The 19,054-nt window shown below is 50.6% G+C and carries 9 protein-coding genes; 5 read left to right on the plus strand and 4 right to left on the minus strand.

What is annotated here, in order from left to right:
- Positions 1-11: 11 nt before the first annotated feature.
- A complete protein-coding gene (locus RIC19_RS06535) occupies positions 12-479 on the plus strand; it encodes a gamma-glutamylcyclotransferase family protein (protein WP_350177492.1) in 468 nt (155 codons plus the stop codon).
- 200 nt (positions 480-679) lie between these two features.
- Positions 680-6,526 (plus strand): reprolysin-like metallopeptidase, encoded by a 5,847-nt coding sequence (locus tag RIC19_RS06540; protein WP_350177493.1) that lies wholly within the window; start codon positions 680-682, stop codon positions 6,524-6,526.
- A gap of 118 nt (positions 6,527-6,644) precedes the next feature.
- Here RIC19_RS06540 and RIC19_RS06545 read toward each other — a convergent pair whose 3' ends face one another.
- From RIC19_RS06545 to RIC19_RS06560, 4 genes are all read right to left on the minus strand, one after another.
- Positions 6,645-7,541: a homogentisate phytyltransferase gene (locus tag RIC19_RS06545; protein ID WP_350177494.1), complete on the minus strand. Its 897-nt coding sequence runs from the start codon at positions 7,539-7,541 to the stop codon at positions 6,645-6,647.
- Positions 7,538-8,380: a methyltransferase domain-containing protein gene (locus RIC19_RS06550; RefSeq protein WP_350177495.1), complete on the minus strand. Its 843-nt coding sequence runs from the start codon at positions 8,378-8,380 to the stop codon at positions 7,538-7,540. The genes RIC19_RS06545 and RIC19_RS06550 overlap by 4 nt, the downstream gene beginning before the upstream one ends.
- Before the next feature lie 3 nt (positions 8,381-8,383).
- Complete coding sequence (locus RIC19_RS06555; protein ID WP_350177496.1) at positions 8,384-9,301, minus strand: methyltransferase domain-containing protein; 918 nt, start codon at positions 9,299-9,301, stop codon at positions 8,384-8,386.
- A gap of 142 nt (positions 9,302-9,443) precedes the next feature.
- Positions 9,444-10,838 carry a YncE family protein gene (locus tag RIC19_RS06560; RefSeq protein ID WP_350177497.1) on the minus strand — a complete coding sequence of 465 codons (1,395 nt, stop codon included), beginning with the start codon at positions 10,836-10,838 and terminating at the stop codon, positions 9,444-9,446.
- A gap of 294 nt (positions 10,839-11,132) precedes the next feature.
- Between RIC19_RS06560 and RIC19_RS06565 the strand changes: the two genes are divergently transcribed.
- The 3 genes from RIC19_RS06565 (at position 11,133) to RIC19_RS06575 (ending at position 19,053) form a co-directional block, all read left to right on the plus strand.
- Entirely contained in the window at positions 11,133-12,623 is a 1,491-nt protein-coding gene (locus RIC19_RS06565; RefSeq protein WP_350177498.1) for a trypsin-like serine peptidase, read from the plus strand.
- A 96-nt stretch (positions 12,624-12,719) separates the two neighbouring features.
- Positions 12,720-14,810 (plus strand): GEVED domain-containing protein, encoded by a 2,091-nt coding sequence (locus RIC19_RS06570; RefSeq protein WP_350177499.1) that lies wholly within the window; start codon positions 12,720-12,722, stop codon positions 14,808-14,810.
- A gap of 37 nt (positions 14,811-14,847) precedes the next feature.
- Complete coding sequence (locus RIC19_RS06575) at positions 14,848-19,053, plus strand: S8 family serine peptidase (protein ID WP_350177500.1); 4,206 nt, start codon at positions 14,848-14,850, stop codon at positions 19,051-19,053.
- Position 19,054: the final 1 nt, after the last annotated feature.

Raw genomic sequence — 19,054 nt, forward strand, 5'->3', positions numbered from 1 at the left:
AAAAGGGCTGAATGAAAGTACAACCTGCTTCGTTCAGCCCTTTTTTGTTCTATACTCCCTCTTCTATGCCACCGCTTTTTGTCTACGGTACACTGCTCTTCCCGGAAATACTAGCCACCCTCCTGAACCGGGTACCTCATCATATTGAAAGTACGTTAATAGACCACCGGCGATTCGCTATTCACGACGGGCCAAAGGTCCGGCCATACCCTGCTATCTTCCCCGAGCCCGGAGCGGTGGTCAGTGGGCATTTGCTGCCTGACCTTTCGCCCCGGGAATGTCAAATCCTGGACGCCTACGAAGGTGCTGACTACGCCAAAACGACGGGGCAGGTAAAAAAGGCGGGGCAGTGGACGGAAGCGGAAGTTTATATTTGGCGGGCTGATAAGCGTGGACAGCTCAGGGACTCCTGGGAGCCTGAATACTTTCAAGCCCATCATTTGGGTACCTACCTCAGGTATTTAGCGCTCGTCGCTTAAAGAACCTGTAGCCGATGCGGGAATATCTTGGAGTTGTTTTCCGAATATTTCCGGGAATACGAAAGGGTATAAACGCTTTTTTTATAAATTAGCGTTCCTCCTCCCCCCAAATATCTCTGGACAACAACTAAGGCAAGACATTTTTACCCAACTGGCCATTTGCTCTTTCAGGGCAAATAATGCCAAAAAAACAAATAAGCATGAAAAAAACGCTCTACGCATCGCTATGCCTATGTTTTTGCTTCGCCTTTTCCATTCCCTCCACTGCTCAAACCTGGTTTAATGACGCAACTGTTCAGGATGCCGAACGGCTAAGTGGTGAACGGCAGATTCAGCCCGCTGAAGCCCGCGTCATTGGTGTGAACCTTGAAGCCCTAAAGGCTGTTCTCTCCGATGCCCCAATGTGGCAAAGCCCGGGGGCCAGGTTGAATGCCGTGACGGTAGAATTGCCGTTGCCCAATGGCCACAACCGGACTTTCAGGGTGGTAGAGGCACCGGTCATGGACGAAGCCTTGTCTGCCCGTTTCCCCGGCATGCGCTCCTACGCCGGGTACAGCCCGGAGGACGGGACCGCCTACGCCCGCTTCGGTTTTACCCACAAAGGTTTTCACGCTATAATCCTTTCCGGTCTGCACAGCACGGTTTTCATCGACCTCTATGCCGAAGGGCAAACCCGCTACCATCAGGTCTATTATAAGTCAGATTACGCCGGTATACCGGGCAATGATTTCAGTTGCCGTATGCAGGAGGAACCGGGCGCTGAGGTGCCTGTAGTGGAAACGCCTGCGGCAGCTTTGATCGGTGATTGCATTCTTCGGAACTACCGCTTAGCTATTGGCTGTACAGGAGAGTATGCACAGTTTCACGGGGGGACGGTGCCGGATGTGCTGGCCGCCTACAACGTAGCTATGACCCGGGTCAACGGTGTTTACGAGCGTGACTTTACCATACACATGGAGTTGATCGGCTCAACCGATCAGGTGATTTACCTCGACGCCGCTACTGACCCCTACACCAATAACAGTTCCGTTACGCTGCTGGGCGAAAATCAGGCAACCCTGGACAACGTAATCGGTTCGGATAAATACGATATCGGGCACGTTTTTAGTACCGGAGGGGGCGGTGTGGCTTCCCTCGCTTCCGTATGCACCAACCGAAAAGCACGGGGCGTAACCGGACTGCCTTCGCCCATCAACGACCCTTTCTATATCGATTATGTATCGCATGAGATAGGCCATCAGTTTGGGGGCAACCATACGCAAAACAATAGCTGTAACCGGGTGGGTGCCGCGGCCATGGAGCCCGGCAGTGCTTCTACCATTATGGGGTACGCCGGAATTTGCTCCCCGAATGTACAAAACAACAGCGACGATTACTTTCATGCTATCAGTATTCAGGAGATTACCAATACCATTGAATTTGGGGCCAGCAGTACCTGCCCGGAACTCATCGATCTGGATAACTCTGCTCCTCAGATTTCAGCGGGCTTGGAGACGATCTTCCTGCCGGTGTCCACGCCTTTTTTCCTTAGTGCTGATGCGACGGATGCAGAGGGCGACTCCCTGACCTACTGCTGGGAGCAAATGGATAATGAAGTGGCGACTATGCCACCGGTCTCTGCCAGTACAGGCGGCCCGTCTTTCCGGTCTCTGCTGCCTACCCCTTCGCCGACCCGCTATTTGCCCAACCTCAACTCTGTGGTCAATAATGCGCCGGATGCCTGGGAAGTATTGCCTTCCGTCTCACGGACGATGAACTTCCGCTGCTCGGTCCGGGATAACTTTCCGGGAGGGGGGTGTGTGAATGCTACCGATGTGGCGTTGGTATTTTCTGATGACGCCGGACCTTTCCTCGTACAGCAGCCTAATACCAGCCTGGTATGGCAGGTGGGCGAAGTAGAGACGGTGCTCTGGGACGTGGCAGGAACCGATGGTGCACCGGTGAATTGCAGTGCCGTGGATATCTACCTGTCAACAGACGGCGGCTTTACTTACCCGGTCTTGCTCGCGCAAGGCGTACCTAATGACGGAGCGCAGGAAATTGTTGTGCCCCTGGAGCTGACCTCAACGGCGCGGGTGCAGGTGGTGGCTTCAGGCAATATATTCTATGATATCTCTGATGAAAATTTCGAAATTCAACTGCCGCCCAGCCCTAATGTACTGGTGGCGGCTACACCGGTAACGCAGGCCCTCTGCAATGATACCGTCGCTGTTTTTGAACTGGATTTTACTTCCATCGCCGGCTTTGGAGAGGCCCTTGAGCTGACCGTTACCGGCCTGCCGGATGGCGCAGTCCCTACTTTTAGCGAAAACCCTGTTGTTCCCGATGGTACCGCGTTGCTGACCATTAGCAATCTTGGGAGTGCTCCGGGAGGCCTTTACGAGCTGTCGGTTGAAGCGAGCAGCCCCACCCTGAGCAAAACCCTTACCCTTGAGGTGGACCTGGCAAATGGTGTACCCCTTCCTCCGGCTTTGGCAGCTCCGGCAGCCGGCGCACAGCTGGTCCCTTTATCGGCCAACCTGAGCTGGGCGGCTTCCGCTTTCGCGGATCATTACGAGCTGGAGGTGGCTACTTCTCCGGCATTTGGAGGGGCTACCGTGGTGGCGGAAACGTTGTCAGATACGACTTACGACCTTAGCGGGCTCCAGGAGTTTACGGTTTACTACTGGCGGGTTATGCCGGTCAATGAATGCGGAGCTCAGGCCAGCGTGGAATGGTCCAGTTTCCAAACCCTGGGCAATAACTGCGCGGTGTATGCTGATACCGAGCCCGACTTGGTCATTCCAGCCGACGGCACCGGTGACTTTTCGACGACGCTGATAACTGATGGCAACTTTACAATTCAGGACCTGAATGTTGGCCTGGTCATCGACCATACCTGGCTGGGCGATTTATCCGCCACTCTGGCATCAGAAGATGGCACAACCATTACTCTTTTTGATCAGCCGGGTGTCCCCGGGTCAGACTTTGGGTGCTCTCAGAATGATATGCTGGTAGATTTTGATGACGATGCGCTGCTCACCGCTGATGATTTTGAAAATACCTGTGAAGTCAGTGGCCCCTATGCTATTTCCGGTAGCTTTCAGCCTGTAGGCCCGCTTTCCAGCTTTGCGGGGCTGCCCGCTGCCGGCACCTGGACCCTTACGATAAGCGATGCCTTCAATCAGGATGGCGGTAGCCTGGTAATTTGGTATATTGAAGCCTGCCCGCCTTCAGACCTGCCCGTTCCGGTTGATACACTGGCCAACCTGGCACTGGAAGTCCTCTACGCACAGCAGGAAACCATTACATCGGATTTCCTGGCTTATGAAAAGGATGGGCTTGCGCCCGAGAGCATCACTTACCGGCTGACTGCCCTGCCTGAAAACGGCACTCTTCAAATGGAAGGGATGGGAGCCCTCGCCATTGGTGATGTTTTCACTCAGGCTGCGATCAATGCCGGGCTGTTGACCTATCAGCATGATGCCAGTTTTACCACCGCCGATCAGTTTGTATTTGACCTGACGGACGCAGCGGGCGGTTGGCGCCCCGCAGAAGTATTCCAGTTGGTTATTTCAGAACCGGCAGTTCTTTCGGCTCAGGCTGCCGCGGTTCAGCCGATAAGCTGTGCCGGGGATGCGAACGGAGTAATTGAAGTTGTTGTTTCCGGTGGATTGCCGCCTTATGCCTACACTCTGAATGGCGGTATGCCGCAGGAAACTCCTGTATTCAGCAACCTGGCAGCCGGGGATTATACCATCGTGGTAACGGATGGCTCTGGACAGGAAACGACGCTCCCGCCCGTTAGCCTAATGGCGCCCGCCGCCTTGTCTTTATCGGCAGGCACCCTGGTCAATACCCTGGTACTTGAGGCGCTGGGAGGTGCCCCTCCTTATCAGTACAGTATAGACGGTGGGGGCATTTTTGGGAGTGCGTCCACATTTGAAGGGCTCCCGAACGGTGATTACGAACTCGTGGTGGAAGATGCCAATGGATGCCTCGCCACGGCTTCGTTTACCGTCAATCTGCTACAGAGTGTTGAAGTCAGTACTACGGAAAATAGTTGCGCTGATGCATCAGATGGGAGCATTGCCGCAAGTAGTATACAGGGCGGGGAAGCGCCCTACGTGTTCAGCCTTAACGGAGGGGACAGTCAGCCCGGGGCCGTATTTACCGGTCTGGCAGCAGGCAGCTACGATTTGCAAATCACAGATGCGAATGGCAGTGAGCTATGGATTGAGGGCATACAGATAGGCGGTCCCGAGCCTTTGGAAGTGAATATCAGCCTTACTGGCAATGACTTGTCGCTGCAGGGGAGTGGCGGGACTCCGCCCTATCAGTACAGTATTGATGGCGGTACGACCCTCGGTACGCCGATGGAGTTCTCCGATTTGCCCAACGGCACTTATAGCATACTGACCGTGGATGCCAATGGTTGTTCGACGGCAGGAAGCGTAACCATTAATCTCATCATCGCCGCCGAAGTCAGTGCGACCGGTGCCAGTTGCAGTGATGCTGCAGATGGTAGCCTGTCCATCGGGACCATCGAAGGCGGAGAAGCACCTTACAGTTACCAACTGGGAGAAGGTGCGGTGCAGGACAGCCCGGTATTTGATAATCTGGCTGCGGGCACTTATGACCTCACTATTTTTGATGCCAGCGGCAATGCCCTGCAACTACAGGGGCTGATAGTGGGCGCACCCGCGCTGCTCGAATTGTCATTGGAGGTTAACCTCACCAGCCTGGCCCTGAGTGCTGCCGGGGGCACGCCGCCCTATCAGTATAGTATTGATGGGGGGGCAACGTTGGGTATGGATGCTGTATTTGCAGATTTAGCAAACGGCACCTATTCCGTCATTGTGCAAGACGCTAATGGCTGCACAGTTGCCGGGCAGGCCACCATTAATGTGATCGTTGCGGCCGATGCTGCGGTTTCGGATGTAAGCTGCGCAGCCGGTACGGATGGCCGTATCGTTATTGCGGGCATTCAAGGCGGAGCGCTCCCGTATACCTATAGCTTGAATGGAGGAGATGGGCAGAGCAGCCCTGAATTCGAGGGCTTACCTGCCGGGCCTTATGCTGTACAAATTACGGATAGCAATGGCAGCATCTTTATGCTGGAAGGCCTGCTCATTACCGAGCCGGCCCCGGTTGAACTCAGCGTTGAAGTAAACGGTGCGGCTTTGTCCCTTCAGGGCTCAGGTGGCACGCCACCTTACCTGTACAGTATTGACGGCGGCACGGCCTTCAGTGATTCCGGTGATTTTACCGGTTTGGGCAATGGGTCTTACGACTTGATGGTTCAGGATGCTAATGGTTGCAGCTTCAGCACCTTTGCCCTTATCAACATCATTACCGATGCCAGTTTGGAAGTGGGCAACCTTTCCTGCGCTGGTTCATCCGACGGCAGCATTACCGTATTAAATGTCAATGGTGGATTTCCACCGTACACCTATCAGGTGAATGAGGGCGGCTTCGGGGACAACCCTGTCATTAGTGGCCTGGAGCCCGGGTTATACGAGTTGGATGTGCAGGACAGCGAAGGCTTTATCTTCAGTACGACCGTGGAGGTTTCAGCGCCTCTGCCACTTGAGGTACAGGTCGAAGTCATCCAAGACAGCATTACCATTATTGCGCTGAATGGCACTCCGCCTTACACATACAGTATTGATGGGGGGATGACCTTTGAGCAGCCGGGCAATATCAGCGGTTTGCCAGATGGGGATTACGGGGTTGTTGTCATGGATGCGAATGGTTGCCTGAGCGGCTTGCAAACGGTGACCGTGATGTCTACAAGTATAGAGCGCTTTCCGGCAAACTGGGTGGTCCGGCTTTCGCCAAATCCCACGCAGGGCCCGCTAATGATGGAAGGCGATGGCTTTGAGGTATCCGAGCTACAGTGGTCTGTGGTAAGTCCGCTGGGACAGGTCCTGCAATCGGGCCAGTTACCGGTTACCGGCACACGCTGGCAGCTGCCACTCTCCCTGGGGCAACTGCCCGCGGGCGTATACTGGGTGCGCCTGCAAACAGCGACGGCCCGGGGCGCATGGCCCGTGGTTAAGCAGTAAAACCAAAAGGCACCGGGGGATGAATGCTCCGGTGCCCTTTTTATAGCGTGTTGGGACTGCGGTACCCCGTTCATTTACCGGCAGCAGGATCAGCAGTTTCCCGTTGTGGTTGTTGCGTTCAGGCCAACCAACCGGATGCTGCGAAAATACCATATTCCAGGAAAAACAGCCCCCATACCGCCTGATAGTACCGCATGATTGATGCTTTTTGGGAGAGATCCACCCGGCTGGCCAGCCCTAAAAAGCCGAGGAGCAGCACGAGGTGCCCGAGACTGAAGATTAGAGACTCGACTTCCAGCTCAACCCAAAACGGCAAAAGGGTTAAAAGGAGGAAGAGCCCCGCAAGCAGGCTGTTGCCGATCCAGAATACCCGCCGGAGCCCGACTTTGAGCGAAAGGGTCTGTATTTCGTAAGCTTCATCGCCGGCGGTGTCAGGCATATCTTTAAACCAGGCAATGATGAGCCCATAAATGAAAATAGTAACGGTGAGCCAGCCAATGAGTGTAGGGAACGTGGCAACACCTGATAGCTGCTTCTGGAAATGCAGGAACAGCAGGATGTTTACAATCAGTCCCCGCACCGCAATGATGCAGAATGCCGCCCAGAAGTGGAACCGCTTTAACCGGAGCGGTGGCATAGAGTAAGCGATGCCAAGCAATAGGCTGAGCCCTACAGTCCATAGCAGGTACTTGCCACCGTAAACCGCCAGGCTCAGGGCCACCAAAAGGGAAATACCTATGATGAGTTGTCCGGTACGGACAGAATAGGCACCTGATGCCAACGGCAGATAGGGTTTGTTGATCCGGTCAATTTCTATATCGGTCAGCTGGTTTAGCCCCACGATGAAGATATTGGCCCCCAAGCAACTGATCCAGGCTACCAGAAGGACTTCCCAGTTGACAGGAGTTCCTTCTGCATAGGCTAATGCGAGTACATAGAGCGTCAGTACACTCAGGCTCGTACCAACGATGGTGTGAGGCCGGCTGAAGCGGATGAAGTTCATGAGTGGATTCATAAAGGTTTTTCGGCTTGTAGCAACCCAAAACGAATAGTCCCGGTTTTAAAACCACGTGTCATATGCCGCATGGCAATAGCACCACGGATGGTAGGCAACCCGGCTTGCAGCAGCCCCCTGAGGCTTTTTAGCTGCAGGGCAGACTGTATGACTGCTTTCCAAAAGGGTGCCACCTGCTCACTCCAGTCGTCTGTGGATACGTTGACGAATTCGGCTGCTTCAGCAAGTTGCTTCAGTTCAGGCAGGGATACCAGGGGCGGAAGATGGTAAAGCTGCCGGATGCGGCCCAGTATCTGTTTGTCGGTTTGGGTCAGGGCCGGTGGCGTCTCCCGGTGGCACCAGGTGGCAACCAACAGCCGTCCCCCGGGAGCCAGCAAGTCGTAAAAGAGCTGTAGCATACCGGCTTTATCCTCAATGTGCTCGGCGCTTTCCATCGACCATACGAGGTCGAATGGACCGTCTGTGGTGCGCAGCGACATCATATCTCTAGCCTCTGTACGGACAATTTGGTCCAGGCCCGCCTGCCGGTTGTATTCCGTGCCGCGTTGGGCCTGTACCGGGCTGAGTGTACAACCCAGAACCGCTTCTGCGCCCAGCTGACGGGCCAGATAGCGTGAGCTGCCGCCCACACCACAACCTGCATCAAGTATGCGGGGGGCATGGGTTACCCCGCCCCAGTTTAGCAGTTCATTCACCAGGTCTGTCTGTGCCTGACGGTGGTCCTTCGGCTGTTGACCATCGCCGTAGTAGCCATGATGCATGTGTTCGCCCCAGGTGTCCAGCCACACCTGTGTGGAGCGGTCGTAAAAATGAGCAATCTTTTCATTGAGTGCCGGCATACCTTATTGATTTAGTAAAGCAAAGAGGAGGACCACTATGGTGATGATCACCAGGATTGCGGTAATTTGGTGGTGGTTGAGCCGTTCCCGTTGGTCTTTGGGGATGTGTGACTGATCCGAAAAAGTAATACGGGCATAGCCAATCAGTGCCGCCGGTATGAATAAAAAGCCAGCTAATGACCCGATGATGACTCTGAGCGCCAGCAAAAAACGGCGCCCAATGCTCATGGATTCCGGCTCCTCCGGGCCTGCCTGCCGGACCTCTTCAGCAACCGGGCCCGCGGTTAATGGCTTACGGCCTGCAAGCGCAATACCGTACTTGCCTTTACCGTCCACCCACTGTGGTTTGACGTAGCAGGCCTGCAGGTCCTCAAAGCCAGCATCCCGGAACCACTGCCAGTATTCTTCTTCCTTTGGGAATAGCATCCAAAGTTCTGCAATAAAACGCCCAATAGGGTTGGCGGGCTCCAGCGGCCCAATCATCAGCGCAAGGCCGCCAGGCTTCACTACCCGGTAGGCTTCGCGTATGCCCCGTGCGGGGTCGGGCCAGTATTCGATACTTCCCGCAGAGACATAGCGGTCAAAGCTGTTGGAAGGCAGGGGCAGGTTTTCGGCATCCCCTTCCAGGAAGGTGCACCCCTGTAGTTCAGGTTTGGCTTTGGCCTTTGACATTTGATGCGGGCTTTGGTCTACGCAGGTCACCTGTTGGGGCGGCACTTTTTTGACAATGCCTTCGGTATTGAAGCCTGTACCGGAGCCAACATCCACCACGGAAATTCCTTTTTCCTCCAGTTGCCCCATTTCCAGAGATTTATCGCGCATGGGCACTGTCCAGAAAAGAGGGTTGACGAACTTGTCATAAAAAATGGAGAGAAAACGGTAAAACCAGTAAGCTTCCTTTTTGTGTTGTACTAATCTCATAATGCGAAGGGTTAATGCCAGATACTGTTGGCGAGGATCGTTAATATAAGACTTAAAATTAACCTACAGCTTGAAAATGGGTTTTATTTTAGCTCATTTTGGGTCCGCATCCCGTAGTGTTTTGGGCTTTGGCAAATAACGGTTATTCCAATGAGATTTTAAGAACGCTTGGCCGACTGCCATGTGTATATATAGGCGGGATTCGGGCATCAAAAACAACACTGTCAGGTGTGACGAGCCCTTTCCTTATAACATCTGATCCAAGCAGGGAACAGTAGAGCAGGCTGTCTGCCTGATTTACCTCTACGGCAGCAATGGGGGCATCTACGTTTATTAATTTAGACTTTCGGGCATCAAGGTCGGCAACACCGATTTGCCTGGACTTAGGGCTGGCCCAAAAAAGCTGGTTATAGATGCTGTTAACAGAAAGCCCATCCGGGTAAAGCCCGGCATCGGAAATAAAGTCGGGCTCTACCTCGAGGGTAAGCAAGTCTATCCTTCCAATTTTATGATTGGACACATCTGTCCAGTAAAGTTTCTGGGTTGCAATATCCAGCTCTACAGAAGAGGGCTTGCCTGGCAAACGGTTTCCAAAGGCGGAGTCTAGGAGTTGTCCCTCGTAGTTAAAGACCTTAATGGTAGAATCGCCATAATCAGCACAGAATAGCATCTCTTTGTCCGGGTACAGCGCAATGCCTGCGGGGTACCTTACCTCTTTAATGTGCTGGTCCTTTAGGCTGCCGGGGATGATTTGTGAGTTGGTGCTGTTCAACCGGGCACAGGAAATCCCAAGATAAGACTCGCTGGAATTGGAATTGGCCCAGAAAAGCAGGTTGCTTTTATGGTCATAGTCCATACCGGTGAGGTATCTTCTGTTTTTGATAACTTGTACAGGTTCTCCTCCTTCTGTAGGCATCACCGCAATACCGTCGTCATTTCTGAAAATGAGGAAAGGCTTTTTCTTTTGACTCCACTGAGTAGCATGATCATTTGGCTTTATTGTAGGGAGGGCGATGACTCGTAGGCCGAGGTAGAGTAGGGATATGGTAAATAATGCCAGAAGAGCTCGTTGCCAATTTCCCATCTTCTGTTTTACAGATGGCGTGTTTATAAATGGGTCTGTTGTTTTTTTCAAGACAGGCTGTACTGAGTTGGTCTCTTGAGGTGGTGGGGGAGGAGAATGGGATAAATTACTACTGTGTTGATTGCAATAGTCATCGTAGGATTGATAGCCCATGTAAATGGCAAACATGTTCCGGGTCGTGCGGTTGCCTTTGCTTTCATTGGTAATGAATATCCGGCGGAAGGAATCATAGGAAATGGTAGACCCATCAGGTATTGCCCCGTTTTTAGGATGTTGCCAACCACAGGCCGCGATTAGGGCGAGGTCTTCAGCACAACGCTTTTGCAATTGCTGATGGAAGTATTTGAGAAAGGGATCGATCTCTGACTTTGTCCATTTTTCAGGTGGTTCTCCACCGGTGTCCTTGGATATGTGTTCGGCTACATCAATCCAAAATTGTGTTTTTGTGCTCATTTGTTTGCAGAAAGTTTGCAAAACGCAATTGCAAAGGGGAGGTTAGGTTGCGTTTCGGGGTATTGTTTGATATTGACATCGTGAATATATGGATTATCACTGGTAGAGGCTCCAACCGGAGACGGCTAATTTTCAGGCAGAATCATCTTTTTTGTGCATCGAAATTCCGGTCATGAAGTAAGCCGCTTTCTATTGTTTTTTGAGGTGCTTTTCACCCTGCGTCTTTTTTCTATTCGCCAGCTGATTTGACTCACTTTGCGTTAGCCTTTCAGGGCTACTTAAAAACCAAACTCTATGAAACGAATCGTAGTTGATTACGCTTTGCCTCAAACAGCCTTAATGTTTACATTGTTGCTTTTGTCTGCACAGCAAATATATGGTCAAGGGTCGCCTCAATTGGAGTCCCCATTGCAGTTATTTGAAAATGCAAAACCAATACCTTTACCAAAGTGGGCTCCTCCGGTAGACAATCAGCCCAACCAAGTCACCAGGTTTGATGTAGCTACACAATCCGTTTCTACTTACGATTTGTCCGAAGATTTGTCCCCTTTACCATCAGTAGGCTCCCCGGGAGTTGAGCTGCCTGATTGGGCTTACCCGGGTTATGATATTCCAGATGCTGAGGAGCTACTTACTTTCACTAATCTCAGCTTGGTGACCAATACCAATGAATACCCCTGGAGCGCGAGTGTGAAACTGTTTATTGAATGGCCTAATGGGCAGATCGGTGTTTGCTCAGGAGCCCTCATTGATCCTAAACACGTGCTCTCTGCAGGCCATTGTGTTTACAGCCACACCAATGGAGGATGGGCCGATCAAATATTCGTGTACCCTGGATACCAGAATCAACAAGCTGCCTTCGGGGGTGGGATTTCAGCTTCACTCACGTCCCTAACAGGTTGGACTGTAAACCAAGATTTTAGTTTTGATCTGAGTGTCATCGAATTAGATAGGCACATAGGTGGTATAGCAGGTTGGTATGGCTATGACCAAAATAGCAATAACAATTTTTTCCTGAATAATACTTTTCATAACCCCGGTTATCCTGCGGACCCACCATACGATGGTGAATTCATGTATTATTGGTACGGCGATTATGACCTTACTTTCAATGAGATCGTTGTCCATTACAATTTGGGATATCCTGGTCAAAGTGGCAGCAATTCCTATCATATAGCCAATAACGACCGACGGACGCATGCTGTGCTAACACATAATGCAGCCCCTTTTATTAATTCTTCTATACCAGCTACAGGTCATACTCGTTTAACACAAGGCAAAGTCAACTGGATTAATAACACTATTGCAGACCATATATCTAGTACTCCTGATTTATTGCCCCTAACATTATTTGGCGCCCCAGGTAGCATACCCGCAGGAAATTCACTTTCAGCGCTCTCAGTATTGATACATAATTATTCAGTAGCTGCTTTTTCTGGAAACCTGCAATTAGAAGTTTATCTGTCTGACAATGAAGTTATTTCAACTTCAGATACTGAAATTTTTAGCGGTAGCGTCTCAGGCTTCAACCTTCCGGCAAGAGGTACACAAGAGGTTAACTTTACGCCGAATAGCATTCAGGTCCCGAGCACTACCCCCCTTGGCAACTATTTTATTGGTATCAGGATAGCTAATTCTGACGCTGATAACAGCAATAACACGAGCCCTGAGTATTATCTGATGCCTATTACTGTTACACCTCCACCATGCCTTGCGCCAGTAGGTTTGAATGCTACTAGTACTGGATATGCTCACGTATCACTGAGCTGGGATCCAGTGCAATGAGCTACAGGGTATCAAACCCGATTCCGGCTACTTGGTAATTCTACCTGGAACCTAAGCAATAATATATTTTCCAATACTGCTGTAAACTGGGGAGGGATGACGCCATGCAGTACCTACGAGTTCCAGGTAAGGGCGCAGTGTGGCAGTGATTTTAGTGATTTTAGTAACACCATTGTTGGTATTACAACGGGCTGCGGTGATCCATACTGCTACACCTATGGGCTTTCTTGGGACCAATGGATTGAAGGTGTTACCTTTTCAGACCTCAACAATAGTTCTTCCAACGGATACGGCTATACCAACTTTACGAACCTGAACGCCACTGTAGAGCAGGGAGGCGGCTACAACATTGGGTTAAATCCGGGTACTGATGTAGTGTCCGCCACTCTGTACTGGAGAGTTTGGATTGATTTCAATAATGATAACGACTTTGGAGATGCCGGCGAGCAAGTGCTCTCTGTTATTGGTAATAGTACCACCCTGGCATCTGGCAATATTAACATTCCGGCGAGCGCCTCCACTGGCTCTACCAGAATGCGGATAGCGGCGAGTCCGGATGGATATCCGACTCCTTGTACAACTGGTGGAGATAAAGATGTGGAAGATTATAGCGTAAATATCATTTCTCCACCCTGCCCTTTACCAGACAATTTTGTGGTAGAGTCCGTAGGCGTATCCCATGTAGTACTCGACTGGGATGCGGTGCCCGAAGCGGACAACTATATTACCAGACACAGGAGACAAGGTACAACTTTTTGGATTAGTGGAAATAGCTTTGTTGGCTCTGCGGTAGTCTGGGCTAATTTAAACCCATGTACTACTTACGAATTTCAGGTCATGACTAATTGTAGTGGCAGCAATAGCGGATTCAGTAATACTATAACAGCTACCACTCTGGGTTGCGGAGATGACTATTGTTATAGCTATGGTTTGTCATGGGATCACTGGATCACAGGAGTGGCTGTAGCTAACCTCAGCAATACCTCTGAGAATGGGTATGGATATACAGATTTTACAAGCCAAAGTGCTAATCTGATTAAAGGGGACAGTTACAATATAAACCTTACTTCAGGTACTGATGTGACACCTGCTGATGTCTATTGGCGAGTTTGGGTTGATTTCAATAATGACGGCGACTTTTGGGATGGAGGTGAGCAGGTGCTATCTGCAACAGGTACAAGCGATGGCGTTGTAACGGGTAGCATCATTACACCTTATAATGCAGTTTCTGGGGCAACACGAATGAGGATTTCAATGGGTCGGGATTCATATCCCACACCTTGTGAAACGGGAGATTGGATAGATGTCGAGGACTATACAGTCAATATAATGGTTCCCAACTTCTTCCTGAATGTATCGCCCCTCAATTTGTCTTTCCAGGCTACTGGAGGGTCTTCCAGCCTTGCGATAAGCTCAAATGCCCCCTGGACGGTAACGGATAATGCCCCCTGGATTTCAGTAACGCCCTCCGGTGGTAGTGATAACGATAACTTGGTTGTAGATTGTAACGCCTACTCTGGTGTAGTGCCGCGTGTAGCAGACATAACAATCGCTACCGCAGACGGTTCGATTGTTAGACAGGTTCAGGTCACGCAGGAGCCAGCCGATCCCTTGCTGGAAATAAACCCGATGGTGTTGAGTTTTCCCTCAGGCGGGGGTAGCGAGTCTGTAAATGTGATTTCCAACCAAGACTGGGTAGTTGGTGCTCCGGGAGCAAGTTGGTTCCAGGTGCTCACACAAGGCGGTTCGGGTAATGGGGCAATTGCTGTCCAATGCGCTCCAAATGCCAGCAGTAGTGGTCGAAGCTCATCAGTAACAATTACAGGCAACAGCGGTGGCTCAGCCATCCTGACGGTAACTCAACAAGGCAATCAGGCCTGCGGTACTCCTCAAAATCTATCAACAAGCGAACTTGAGCCTACCCGGGCTACAGTAAAATGGGATGATGTCCCTGGTGCAGGGGCATATACTTTAGAGGTTAGGCTTTTGGGAGACAATACCTGGTCTTCTTTCACGATGGCATCAAACCAGGCAGGTCTAGCAGGCTTTGCCCCATGTGAATTCTACGAGTTCCGCGTAATGGCTGATTGTGGCGACACCTTCTCAGCTCCCCATACTTTCCAAACGGAAGGGTGTGGCCCTTACTGTGATAGCTATGGTGTGCGTGTATTGCAACTGTTGGACTAAACCTCATTAAAAGAACCTATTCAAAAGATCGGAAACGATGAATAATTATATAGCATTTAGTATTCTGGCGTTCCTTCTACTGCCTGGGCTTACTCAGGGACAAACCGAGCAGCCAACGCTTTCCAACCGATTCAATAAAGCCTACGAAGAAGTCCAAAAAGCGACTAACCATGAGCGGTTACAACAAATTATTCAGGAGCAAAGGCAGGAAAATGCCCGGTTACAAGTCGTTGTGGACTCTCTAGAGCAGGCAGGTGTAAAAATCCGGGGCGAAGGCTGGCAAGTAACCGGTATTAATGAAGCAGGAAAACTTATTTATACGGCTAATAACAGCAACCTCATTGCCGCCGCCACGACTTCTACTGATCAGCTTTGGGGTGGGAGTTATAACTTGAATGGCGATGCGATGTTTGCAGGCATTTGGGAGGTTGGTGAGGTGCCATTAGTTTCGCATCAGGAGTTGGAGGGAAGGGTAATTCTAAAGAATAGTACCTCAGCCGATGATCATGCCACCCATGTTGCAGGTACGATGATTGGAGCAGGAGTAGAGCCTAGTGCCAGAGGGATGGCTAATCAGGCTTTGCTACATGCCTATACCTCGCTATTTGATAATTCCGAAATGGCATCAGCTGCCTCAAACGATAACCTGCTTATATCCAATCATTCATATGGTCAGATTACGGGCTGGTACTACGGAGAATTTGTAGCGAGTCTAGGTACAGGATATTATTGGTTTGGTGATTTTAACGACACCGAAGATGATCGTTTTGGTCGTTATACGAGTAGGTCTCGTGGATGGGATCAAGTTGCCTATAATGCTCCTTACTATCTAATTGTTAAGTCAGCCGGTAACGACAGAAATGATACCGGGCCTTCCTCTGGGGAGTATTTCGTTAGAAATGACTTTGGTAATTGGGTCAGCAGCAGTGCCTTTAGGGAAGATGATGGTGGCGCGGAGGGATATGACTGTATACCTGAGGGCGGTGTAGCTAAAAACATCCTCACAGTAGGTGCAATCAATGATTTACCGGGTGGATATACCAATAGCATGGACGTAAGTATATCTTCTTTCAGTAGTTGGGGTGGGGCCGATGATGGTCGCATTAAGCCGGATATTGTAGGCAATGGAGTAGGGCTGTATTCTTCTACTGCAGATTCAGATACCGATTATAGCTCCTTTAATGGAACCTCTATGTCGGCTCCGAACGTATCAGGGAGTTTATTACTGTTGCAGGAGCTTCATGCAAGGGAGACGGGTAGCTTTATGCGTTCTGCAACGCTAAAGGCGCTTGCTATTCACACTGCTGATGAGGCGGGGCCTGCGCCAGGGCCCGACATGGCCTACGGTTGGGGAGTGCTGAACGCTAGGAAAGCGGCAGATTTCATACTCAGCAGCCTCGATAATGATGGTGCAACAACCATTGAGGAAACACTCAACGCCAATGGTGCTTTCTCTCAAAATATCGATAGTGAAGGTGGACCGATCCGGGTGACGCTGGTTTGGACTGACCCCCCCGGGCCATCCTGCTCTTCGTCAGGGTGCCAGCAAGCATTGGTCAATGACCTGGAGCTTCGGATCGTGCACAATGGAACTACTTATTTCCCTTACACTATTCTCCAGCCCGGAGCACCTGCCCAGACCAATCAGCCAAATAGTGTAGACAATGTAGAACAAATATTTTTGCCTTCTACAAACTCAGGCTCCTATCAAGTACAGGTTTTCCACAACGGTCAATTGCAAGGCAGCGACCAGGATTTTAGCTTATTAATTTCCGGAGGCAGTGGTTCGGGCAGTGCCTCCGATCAGGAATTCATTCAGAGCAGGCAATTGAATGGACAGCTCAAAGACTCTGGTCATGATTATGGGTATGCAGACTTCACAAATGAGTTTCCTGTAATTATGGATCCCGGTCAAAGTGTCGACCTTACCCTTACCGCAAATGGAGAAGGCACCTTCCTGCCGGTGTATTGGTATGTTTGGGTAGATTTAAATCAAAACCAGGTATTTGAATCGCCTGGTGAACTCATGCTGAGTAGTGGCCCGGTTCAAGATGTAGCATACGCCGGCAGTATTTCAATTCCAACCACAGCACCAAGTGGTAGTACCCGTATGCGAATCACAGTAAGCCAGGAAGCAGGCATTGGGCCCTGTTCAATACATACTGGAGAGACTGAGGATTATACAGTGCATATTAGTGCTCCTGCAAGTATTACCCTTTCTCCTGGCCAGCTGAGTTTTTTGCCATCCGGAGGCAGTCAAACGGTCGCTTTATCTACCAATTGTAACGATTGGTCCTTCTCTAATGTCCCCTCATGGTTGCAGGTACAGCCGGCTTCTGGAAGTGGGAATGCCAGCATTTCGGTAACGGCAATAGCCAATGGTCAGCTAAGCCCCAGAACCGCTACCGTGACCGTATCAGGCTGTGGAGCCAGTACTACTCTAAACGTCACCCAAAATGGTCAAAGTGGTGGTAGCGGGATTGGTTTTACACCTGCTAATATTACCCTAGACTGGACACAAGGGAGCTCGGCACAGGGAGATGTTGTAGTTGGTAGCAGTGCTTTTTGGACTGCCCAGCCTAGCGCTTCCTGGATACAGCCGAGCCAATTTACAGGAACTGGGCCTCTTACCCTTACCATCTCGGCTTTATCTGACAACACCAATGGGCAAGCCAGGTTTGGCACTATTTCTATGGTCTCCAGTGGGAACAGCTTTGTCATCAATGTAGAACAATTGCCCGAGCCAACCACCGGTATTTTGCCTCCATGGGGAGAAACCACACCGACCAATCAGGCGGGTACTTTTATTGGGCAGGTTCAGGTAGAAGGAGTGCCTGCAAATGCGGCAGACTGGGTCGCAGCATTTGATGAAGCCGGAAACCTCGCCGGCAGCAGCCAGGTACTTATCAGTCAGGGCATCGCTTATATTAACATGGTAATTTATGGAGACGATACACTGACCCCTGAGGACGAGGGGGTTGGTGCTGGTGAAGCCTTTACCCTTCATCTTTGGGATGCTAGCGAAGATGAAGTCTTGGATTATCCGTTTACAGGAGCTGCTACTCTTTTTACAGATTGGGTTAACACTAATGGGGCTCCAATGCCAGCTTACAGTAACCCCAATGCCATTTATAATTTCGAGCGCTCCATCATGGATATTATACCCTTGAAACCGGGCTGGAACTTGGTTTCCACCGATGTGGTGCCTACCGATAGCAGTGTAGTCAGTTTGTTTAGCGGGTTGCTACCAGGTAATCTTAGGTATGTTACGGGCTTTGATCAGGAGGCCTCTTTCTATGACCCAAACCCAAACTTGCAACTATTCAATACCCTTACACACTGGACGAGAGGGTTTGGGTATTGGGTTAGAGTCACCCAGGAAGATACTTTGCGTATACCCGGACAGCGTATTCCGGATACCTACTTCAAGCCTATGGACGATGGGTGGAATCTAATAGCCTATTTGCCACAGGACACACGAACTCCACAAGACTATTTAGGTGGTTTTATCAGCGAAAGCCAATTGGAAATTGCCACAGGATTTGATGGTGACTATATCTACTTTGATCCTTCACTCTTGCCCATCTTCAATGGCTTACAGGAGATGCAAAATAGTCTGGGGTATTGGATTAGGCTTCAGGATGTTGATCCCCTTCAGTCTGTTGATATTCGAAACCCTTCACAACGCCCGAACCTGAATTATGCATTTTTGTGGGGCGAAACCAATGCGCCAGTGGGCTCCATTATTGAGGTGCTCAATGAAGAGCAGCAACAGATAGGTAAGTTGCAAGTCCACGAAGAGGGCTTAATCAGACCAAAGACTTTTTATGGAGACGATTTAACTACAGTTGCAGAAGATGGCATCGCAGAGGGCTCTCGTTTGTATTTTCGGTACCGTAATCAGTTGGCTGATACTGTACACGCCTTTTACAGCGACCGTTTGCTACATCAGTTGTCGATCCAATTCCCAAGATTACCTGCCCGGAAAGCTTTGGTCGCCTCACCTGTGCCTTTTTCGGAGGTGCTAAATCTGGAGTACACGCTTTCAGAGGGTGGAGAGGCATTGATCTTAGTTCGGGACGCGTTAGGACGAACTGTACATCAGCAGCAACTGCATCATATTTCCGCGGGAACCTATCAAACGAGTTGGGCGAGCACATCTGTCCCGGAAGGAATGTATACAATCAGTTTAATTCATAATGGGAATAGAGTTGAAGCCTTGCCGATAGTCCTGCAGTGGTAGT

Origin of the sequence: Phaeodactylibacter sp., assembly GCF_040219495.1 — a bacterium.
Classification (GTDB): domain Bacteria; phylum Bacteroidota; class Bacteroidia; order Chitinophagales; family Saprospiraceae; genus Phaeodactylibacter.